The 8,233-nt window shown below is 72.5% G+C and carries 9 protein-coding genes and 1 pseudogene; 3 read left to right on the forward strand and 7 right to left on the reverse strand.

Features of this window, described 5'->3' with window-relative positions:
• Nucleotides 1-974 (reverse strand): aminotransferase class I/II-fold pyridoxal phosphate-dependent enzyme (locus tag ACTWQJ_RS40715; RefSeq protein WP_443311465.1); only part of this gene is annotated, 974 nt, incomplete at its 3' end.
• Between the two features lie 35 nt (nt 975-1,009).
• Between ACTWQJ_RS40715 and ACTWQJ_RS40720 the strand changes: the two genes are divergently transcribed.
• A complete protein-coding gene (locus ACTWQJ_RS40720) occupies nt 1,010-1,708 on the forward strand; it encodes a pyridoxamine 5'-phosphate oxidase family protein (protein ID WP_443311466.1) in 699 nt (232 codons plus the stop codon).
• A 43-nt stretch (nt 1,709-1,751) separates the two neighbouring features.
• Here the strand turns inward: ACTWQJ_RS40720 and ACTWQJ_RS40725 are convergent, their stop codons facing one another.
• The 3 genes from ACTWQJ_RS40725 to ACTWQJ_RS40735 all read right to left on the reverse strand — a co-directional run bounded on the left by ACTWQJ_RS40725 (nt 1,752) and on the right by ACTWQJ_RS40735 (nt 4,530).
• Nucleotides 1,752-2,714 carry a DMT family transporter gene (locus tag ACTWQJ_RS40725; protein ID WP_443311467.1) on the reverse strand — a complete coding sequence of 321 codons (963 nt, stop codon included), beginning with the start codon at nt 2,712-2,714 and terminating at the stop codon, nt 1,752-1,754.
• A gap of 187 nt (nt 2,715-2,901) precedes the next feature.
• Complete coding sequence (locus tag ACTWQJ_RS40730) at nt 2,902-3,906, reverse strand: EamA family transporter (RefSeq protein WP_443311468.1); 1,005 nt, start codon at nt 3,904-3,906, stop codon at nt 2,902-2,904.
• Nucleotides 3,907-3,978: 72 nt separating this feature from the next.
• Nucleotides 3,979-4,530, reverse strand: coding sequence for a Clp protease N-terminal domain-containing protein (locus ACTWQJ_RS40735; RefSeq protein ID WP_443311469.1), 552 nt, complete (start codon nt 4,528-4,530; stop codon nt 3,979-3,981).
• 277 nt (nt 4,531-4,807) lie between these two features.
• Between ACTWQJ_RS40735 and ACTWQJ_RS40740 the strand changes: the two genes are divergently transcribed.
• Nucleotides 4,808-5,242 carry a type II toxin-antitoxin system Rv0910 family toxin gene (locus ACTWQJ_RS40740; RefSeq protein WP_443311470.1) on the forward strand — a complete coding sequence of 145 codons (435 nt, stop codon included), beginning with the start codon at nt 4,808-4,810 and terminating at the stop codon, nt 5,240-5,242.
• 107 nt (nt 5,243-5,349) lie between these two features.
• Here ACTWQJ_RS40740 and ACTWQJ_RS40745 read toward each other — a convergent pair whose 3' ends face one another.
• Nucleotides 5,350-5,967 (reverse strand): PadR family transcriptional regulator, encoded by a 618-nt coding sequence (locus ACTWQJ_RS40745; RefSeq protein WP_443311471.1) that lies wholly within the window; start codon nt 5,965-5,967, stop codon nt 5,350-5,352.
• Between the two features lie 163 nt (nt 5,968-6,130).
• On the opposite strand from ACTWQJ_RS40745, the gene ACTWQJ_RS40750 reads away from it, so the two are divergent.
• Nucleotides 6,131-6,940, forward strand: coding sequence for a PhzF family phenazine biosynthesis protein (locus tag ACTWQJ_RS40750; RefSeq protein WP_443311472.1), 810 nt, complete (start codon nt 6,131-6,133; stop codon nt 6,938-6,940).
• On the opposite strand, the gene ACTWQJ_RS40755 is transcribed toward ACTWQJ_RS40750, so the two are convergent.
• Nucleotides 6,941-7,741, reverse strand: a complete 801-nt coding sequence (locus ACTWQJ_RS40755) for a CPBP family intramembrane glutamic endopeptidase (RefSeq protein WP_409473332.1) — start codon at nt 7,739-7,741, stop codon at nt 6,941-6,943.
• A gap of 147 nt (nt 7,742-7,888) precedes the next feature.
• A pseudogene (locus ACTWQJ_RS40760) lies at nt 7,889-8,233 on the reverse strand (glutamate--cysteine ligase); the annotation flags it as partial.

Here is an 8,233-nt window from a genome sequence, read left to right on the forward strand (position 1 = left end):
CTGACCCAGCCGGGCCCCAGCCGCTGCCGCCCGCGGACCCGGTCCAGCGTCATCTCGTCCCCCGTGAGCACGGCGAGCCACAGGTCGGGTCCGTACGCCTTGGCCGCCGAGCGGACGAAGGCCCAGTGGGCGGTGACGCCTGCCAGGGGGTGCAGTGGCAGGTCGACGATCCCGTGCCCGTGGTCGTCTTCGATCAGCAGGATCGCCGGGTGCTCGCGGAGTACGGAGCGCAGGGCACGCGCGCGTGCAGGGCTCACCACGGCTCCGGTGGGGTTCTGCGCGCGGTCCGTGACGATCAGGGCCCGCGCTCCCGCCGACAGGGCGCGCTCCACGTCGTCGGGGAGCGGTCCGTCGTCGTCGAGGCGGACCGGCACCGTGCGCAGGCCGAGCGCGGGGACGAGGTCGAGCAGGCTGCCCCAGCCGGGGTCCTCGACGGCGACGGTGTCCCCGGGCTTGAGGTGCACGGCGAGGACCCGCTCGATGGCGTCCAGCGAGCCCGAGGTGACGACGACGGGCCCGTCCGGCACTCCTGCGGCGTCCAGGTCGGCCCGGGAGATGCGGGCCAGCTCGGGTTCCACAGGTGCCTCGCCGTAGAGCACCGGCTCCCGGTCCGCCTGAGCGGCAGCCGCTGCGAACGCCGCCGCCAGCGAGGGCAGCAGCGCCGGGTCCGGATTGCCGGCGGACAGGTCGCGCACGCCCTCCGGTACGTCCACGCGGATGTCGTCGCGCCCGGTGGTGGCCGGCCTGGGCCGCACCCGGCTGCCCCGGCGCCCGGCGGTCTCGATGACCCCGCGCTCGCGCAGGATCCGGTAGGCGGCGGCGACGGTGTTGGGGTTCACACCGAGCCGGGACGCCAACTCCCGCATGGGCGGAAGCAGTTGCTCCGGGACCAGGGCACCGGCACCCACCGCGCGCTCGACGCTCGCGGAAATCTCTGCTGCACCCCGACCCTCGATCGGATAGTCTCCTAGCACAAAGCCAAGTATGCACTAGTGCAATGGAGAACGCCATGCAGGGAACCCAGGACACGCCGTCGCAGGCCTCGTACAGCGCCACCGACCGCACGGTTCCCACCCGCGCCGCGCACAAGGCCTCGTACGACAAGGACGTGGTGCACGCGATACTCGACGAGGGCTACGTCTGCCACCTCGGCTTCGTCCGCGACGGGGCGCCGGTCGTGCTGCCCACCCTGTACGGCAGGGTCGGCGAGCGGCTCTATGTGCACGGCTCGACCGGCTCGCGCCCGCTGCGGATGGCGGGTCAGGCCGATCCGGGCCTTGCGGTGTGCCTGACGGTCACGCATGTCGACGCGCTGATCCTGGCCCGCTCGGCCTTCCACCACTCGATCAACTACCGCTCCGTGGTGGTGCACGGCATCGCCCACAACGTCACCGACCCCGACGAGAAGCGCCAGGCCCTGGACGCGCTCGTCGACCACGTGGTGCCGGGCCGGTCGCAGGACTCGCGGCCCGCCAACGCCAAGGAGTTCGCCGCCACCGCCGTGCTCCGCCTCGACCTCGACGAGGTCTCCGCCAAGATCCGCACGGGCGGTGTCAACGACGAGCCCGAGGACCTCGCCCTCCCGCACTGGGCCGGCGTCGTCCCGCTGCGCAAGGGCTACGAAACCCCGGTCGGCGACCCGGACCTGGCCCCCGGCACCGAACTCCCCGACTATCTGGTGGCCGACCGGGCCTGCCACCAGGCGTGACCCGCGGGGCGGCCACGCACCGGGACGGACCCTGGGCCGTCCGTCACCCGAGCGGCCGCTCGTCCCGTACCGCCCGTGCCCCGCGCGTTTCGGTCACCGCGAGTCCCGCGACCGCGCCGAGCATCAGCAGGGTGCCGGTCAGTGTGGCGGTGGTGAGGTGTTCGCCGAGCAGAGCGACGGCGAGGACCGCTGCGCTGACCGGCTCGAGCAGCATGATCACGGACACGGTGGCCGACCGTACGACGGCCGCGCCCGCGAAGTACAGGGCGTACGCGAGCGCCGTGGGAACCGCAGCGATGTACGCCACGAGCCAGAGCAGCCGGACCGGTTCGGCCGTGTGCGGCACGAGCCCCTCGGCGAGCGCGAACGGCAGCAGGCACAGGGTGGTGACCGCGAACGCCCACACGGTCGTACGGGAGGCGTCCGCCCCGCCGTCCCGGCCCCAGTAGCGGGTGAGCAGGGTCATCGCCGAGTAGCCGGCGGCGGACAGCAGCGCGAGCGCCACGCCCCAGGGCCGTACGGCCGTGTCCCCGCCGCCGAGCACGAGCACCCCGAGCCCGGTGAGCGCCCCGGCCACGGCCATGAGGCCGGCGCGGCCGAGCCGCTCCCCCATGGTCAGCCGTGCGCCGAGCGCAATGAGCACGGGACCGGCGCCGAGGGTGACCACGGTCGCGACGGCGAGGCCGGTGGCGGACACGGCGGCGAAGTAGGCCGTCTGGAACACCGCGAGACCGAGGCCGGTGGCGCCGATCCGCAGTGCCTTGCGGGCGAGGGGCTCGAGTGCGGGGGTGGGCCGGGTGCGCGGGCGCAGCGGGCGGGCGGCGAGCAGCAGGACCAGTCCGGCCGCACAGCGCCAGAAGGACAGGGCGACGGAGCCCATGTCGCTGGTCCGGTAGACCAGCGAGGCGGCCGCACCCGCGGTGCCCCAGGCAGCACCGGCGACGATCAGATACAGCAGGCCTCGCCCGACGGGCAGGCCGGAGACAGCAGGGGACGCAGTGGACACGTGTTCTCTCCGCAAATGCGCAGAATTGCGCGGAAGTTCGGAGACCGCCGCTCAGCGGGGTCGCGGACGTCTTCCGCGGGCAGCACCGTTCCGCCCGGCGAGATGCCGCGGGGCGTGTGGTCCTTGAGGCCCGCCTCAGGCGGCCGGAGGCGGAAGAACGCGTGCGTCCGAATGCATGGTCAGCACCTTATGCCGCTGTTCCGCGGGCCGACAACTCGCGTTCGGGCCCGCCGCCCGCGACCGGCTCGGCGGAGCCCTTCGCGGGCGTCGACGACTGCGCGATGAACGCCCCCGCCAGGACCACCGCGCCGCCGACGATCTGCGGCGCCGACAGGTGCTCGCCGAGCAGGACCCAGGCCAGCACGGTCGCGATGACCGCCTCGAGGCAGGCCACCACGCCGGCCACCTGCGGCGAGAGCCGGCGCACGGAGAGCACGCCGGTGACGTACGCGACGACGGTCGCGACGAGCACGATCCAGGCCAGCAGCAGCACGGCCGGGACCGCGGTGCCGTCCATGTGGGCGGCGTTCCCGAGCACCGACCAGTCCATGGACCAGGGGCGGGCGACGACGGTGAGCACACCGGCGCCGATCAGCAGGCCGTAGGCGATGACGCCGAGCGGGTCCGGTGCGTCGGCGCCGGAGTCGCTGCCCTGGTCGGACAGGACGAAGTAGCCGACCTGGCAGCAGGCGGCGCCGAGCGCGAGGAGCAGCCCGAGGGCGTCGAAGCCGAGCCCGGACCACACCTCGACGACACAGGCGAGACCGCCGACCGCGAGGACCACGCCCAGCGCCGCGGCACGCGTCACCGGCCGCCGCTGCACGAACCGCACCCAGCCGAGGACGAGAGCGGGCGCGAGGTACTCGACGAGCAGCGCGACCCCCACCGGGATACGGGAGATGGCAGCGAAGTAGCAGGCCTGCACACCGGCGACGGCGAGCAGTCCGAACCCGGCGAGCAGCGCGGGGCGGCGGCGCAGCAGCGCCCGGTGGCGCACAGCGAGCGGCAGCATCACCAGGGCCGCGCCCGCCACCCGCAGCCACACCACGTGCAGCGGGTCGAGGCCCGCCTCGATCAGCGGTTTGGCCGCGACTCCGGAACCTCCGAAGGCGACCGCCGACCCGAGCGCGAGCGAGAGCCCGACGCCCTTGCCGCGGCTGTCCTGGCTGCTGACTGACGTATGCACCGGCACATGATGACAGGCGATGACATGAGCGTCACCCCCTTTGACACCTGTCTCATCGGCTGGACGCCGCGCAGCACATCAGCAGCCGGTCTCGCCGCCCCCGACGTACTCCTCGGAGCCTTCCTCGATCCGGGTGAGCAGCTCACCCGCGTCGACACCGGCGCGGTCGAGCACCTCGACGGCCCGCGCCTGCGGGTCCACGACGATCGCGGCGAGCAGATCGACCCCGCGGGCCAGGTCGTCACCGCGCCGCGCGGCCCGCTCACCGGCGTACGACATCGCTCCCGCGGCCAGCGGCGAGTAACCCCCGGCCCCGGGTACGACGGGAATCGCGCCGGAGTCCTCCACGGAGCTCTGCCAGCGCAGGCCGTAACCGATGCTGCGCTGCACGAGATAGCCGAGCAGCCGGGCGAGCTGGGGTCCGCCGCCGAAGACGGCGCGCACCTCGGGGTCGTACTCCAGAAGTGAGTGCAGCAGATGGGCGGTGTCGATCTGCCGGTCCCCGTCCCTCAGGGCCCGCCTGCGGGCACCGGCGACCACCACTGCCAGCTCCGCACTGAGCCTGGCATCGTTGTCCGCGCCGTAGGCGCCCTGGTCGTGGGCCGGCTGCTGGGGGATATGGGGTTGCACACTCTCACCCCATCAGCCCCTGCGGCTCCGGTCATCCCCGGACAGAAGCATTTTTGCGTCCCACACAGAGCGGATGCCCCCGGCCGGAATCTCCTCCTTACGGATGAGATCACGCCGAATCGACCGCGGGGGCGCGCGCCGCCTTGCCGCGCGCCGGGTGCGCAAACCACCGCACTCCACCGGCCTCCACACTTTCTGACGGTTCATCAGTATTGAATGTTCCGGCCCCTGCGGCTACGTTCCGCGACACCCAAGCCCGACACGAAGAGGTGGTCGCATGGCCGAAGTCAGCGCGGAGGCACGCATCGAGGCACCGGCCGAGAAGGTCTGGGCGCGACTCACGGACTGGTCCGCGTACGGGGAGTGGAACGCGACCCACACGAGCTTCCCCAAGGGCGGCCCCTCGACCCTGGAAGTCGGCGCGACCTTCCAGGAGAACATGAAGCTCATGGGCTTCCCGGCCGAGGTCGAGTGGGCCGTGGAGGAACTGGAACCGGCCCGGGTGCTGGCCATTCGCGGCAAGGGCCCGATGGCCGTCACCGTCGCCACGCGTTACACCCTCACACCCGACGGCGACGCCACGACGGTCCGTATCCGTATCGACGGGGAGTTCACCGGCGCGGCGGTCTCACTGATGGCGGGCAAGCTCAAGGACTCGGCGACCGCCGCGCTGGGCGAGTCGCTGCGGAAGCTGGGCGGGCTGGTGGCCTGAACTTCCCGCGGCCCGAGCCTTCGGCAGGCATGCGGAGGCGCCCCGCGGATCGTCGTTCCGCGGGGCGCCCTTTCTTACGGCTCCTGCACCGCACGGCGGGGAGGCCGTCAGTCCTCGTCGGCGAGGATCAGGTACAGCTTCTTGCGGGCCTCGTTGATGACGCCGACCGCCTTCTCCCGCTGCTCCGCACTGCCGGTCTTCCAGACCTGACTGAAGGCCTCCATCAGTCCGAAGCCGGCCTGGCGGATCTCACCGAGAGCCTCCCAGTCGATCCCGCGCGAGGCCGCCTCCCAGGGCGCCTCGGGACCTTCCTCGGCCGCCGCGCGGCCCGACTCCGTGAGCGAGAACAGCTTCTTGCCGCCCTCGGTCGCGCTGACGATCAGCCCCTCGTCCTCCAGCAGCTGGAGGGTGGGGTAGACCGAGCCGGGGCTGGGCTTCCACGCCCCGCCGCTGCGCTCGGCGATCTCCTGGATCATCTCGTAACCGTGCATCGGCCGGTCCTTCAGCAGGGCCAGGATCGAGGCCCGTACGTCACCGCGCCGTGCCCTTCCCCTCGGACCTCCTCGCCCTCGTCCACCCCAGGGTCCGGGACCGAAGCCGGGCCCGAATCCGTGGTGCCCGCCGGGGCCGAACGGCCCGAAGGCCTCACGCCGGCCGTCGAAGTCACCTCGGCCACGCCGGGGGTCGCCGTGTCCATGCCCACGCTCGTATCCGTGGCTGCGCATCGCCATCACTCCATTCCATCGTCGATCTGTCGCGATGCCTCAACGATATATCGGAATAGCTCACTCGACAACCCCGAACCGAGAACTGCGGCCCCGGCAACCGGTCCAGCACTCGCGAATTGGCCTTGGCCTGCGGCTTTGTGGAGCCTCTAGCGTCATGGCCATGCGGATTCGAATCGTCGACGCCTTCACCGACCGCCCCTTCGCCGGCAACCCGGCCGGGGTCCTGCTCCTCGACGCCTTCCCGGACGACGACTGGCTGCAGAACGTGGCCATGGAGGTCAACCACGCGGAGACGGCGTTCGCCCACCCGCTCCCCGAGAGCGGCGAGGCCGACTGGGCGCTGCGCTGGTTCACACCCGCGGCCGAGGTCGCGATGTGCGGTCACGCCACCCTCGCCACGGCCCATGTCCTGCACAGCACGGGCACCCACGAGGGCCGGGTACGGTTCGCCACGCGCAGCGGTGTGCTCGTCGCGGAGCCCCATGAGGACGGCTCGATCACCCTGGACTTCCCCACCGCCCCGCTCACACCGGCCGACATCCCCGAGGGCATCGCCGACGCCCTGGGCGCAGAGCCGGGCGCGGCCTTCGACACCGGCCCGAACGTCGGCGACCTGCTCCTGGAACTCGCCGACGAGAAGACGGTCCGTGCCCTGCGCCCCGACCACAAGGCCCTCGGCGCCCACTCGGCGCGCGGCATCATCGCCACCGCCCGGGCCGAGGACCCGTCCCGGGGCTACGACTACGTCTCGCGCTGTTTCTTCCCGAACGTCGGCATCGACGAGGACCCGGTCACGGGCAGCGCCCACACGGCTCTCGCCCCCTACTGGTCGGAGCGCCTGGGCCGCTCCGACCTCACCGGCCTGCAGGCCTCACCCCGCTCCGGCCGCGTCCGCACGGAACTGCGCGGCGACCGCACCCTGCTGAGCGGCCGCGCGGTCACCGTCATCGAGGGGGAGCTGCTGGCGTAGTCACGCCGTCGGCAGCCAGTCCACCCTGCCCGCGAGCAGCGCGTAGCCCACGAACGCGCCGATGTCGAGCAGCGAGTGCGCGACCACCAACGGACCGACGCGGCCCCAGCGCCGGTACAGGTAGACGAAGACCACGCCCATCACCATGTTGCCGATGAAGCCGCCGATGCCCTGGTACAGGTGGTACGAGCCACGCAGTACGGAGCTGGCCACCAGCGCGGAGCCCGGCGACCAGCCCAACTGGTCGAGCCGGCGCAGCAGGTAGCCGACGACGATCACTTCTTCGAGGATGGAGTTCTGCAGGGCGGAAAGGATCAGCACCGGGTACTTCCACCACACGTCGGGCAGGGCCTCGGGGACGACGGTGAGGTTGAAGCCGAGGCCGCGCGCGGCCAGGTAGAAGGCGATGCCGCTGCTGCCGATCACCGCGGCGATCGCGGCGCCCCGGCCCAGGTCCGGCCAGGGCCGGGTGCGGTCGAAGCCGAGGGTCTTCAGGCTGTGCCCCTCGCGCAGCAGGAAGTGCGCGACGAGGGCGACGGGGACGAGCGCGGTGGCGATGCCGAAGAGCTGCCACGCCAGGTCGAGCCAGGGACGGCCGGGAGCGGCCGAGGCGTTGAGGGTGGCCGCCTGGTCCTTCAGGCCGCCGGGCCTGGTGACGGATCCGATGAAGCTGATCAGTGCGGAGACACCGCTGGCACCGAGCGACAGCCCGAGCACGAGCAGCGTCTCATCACGGAGAATCCGCCGCGACGGCCGCTCCTGCGGCTCGGATTCGGCCACCCGGCCCGTCTCCGCCTGCACGCCTGCCTCCAGTCGAGTAGTCCTGCTCCGCGCTCATCTTCGCCCGTCGGCATCCCGACGAGATTACGAAGATCGCACACTCCGACCGCACGACAGCCTTGCAGACGCACTTTCCCCGGCCCGCGGCTCCCCCGCCCAAGGAAGCCGTCATCCCGTCCGCGCCGGCTCCGGCAACCCCACCGGCCAGGCGTGCACCGGTTCCCCGAGGCGGCTCAGCTCGGCGTAGCGCCGCGTCGTGGCAGCCAGCGCCGCCGCGCGCGACAGCCCGCCCTCCAGTGCCCGGTGGAAGGTCGCGACCTGCCAGGACGCCCCGTTGACCCGGCGCCGGCAACGCTCGTCGATCACGCCCAGGTAGAGGTCCCGGTCGGCCGGTTCGACGCCCCACGCGTCCAGCCCTGCCTCGGCGAGCGGCAGCAGTTCGTCCCGTACGAGACTGACCGCCTCGACCTGGGTCGTCCCGCCGTACCGCCCGCGCCGCGGCCAGGTGAAGCG

It is taken from the genome of Streptomyces sp. KR55 (assembly GCF_052245645.1).
GTDB classification, from domain to species: domain Bacteria; phylum Actinomycetota; class Actinomycetes; order Streptomycetales; family Streptomycetaceae; genus Streptomyces; species Streptomyces flavusporus.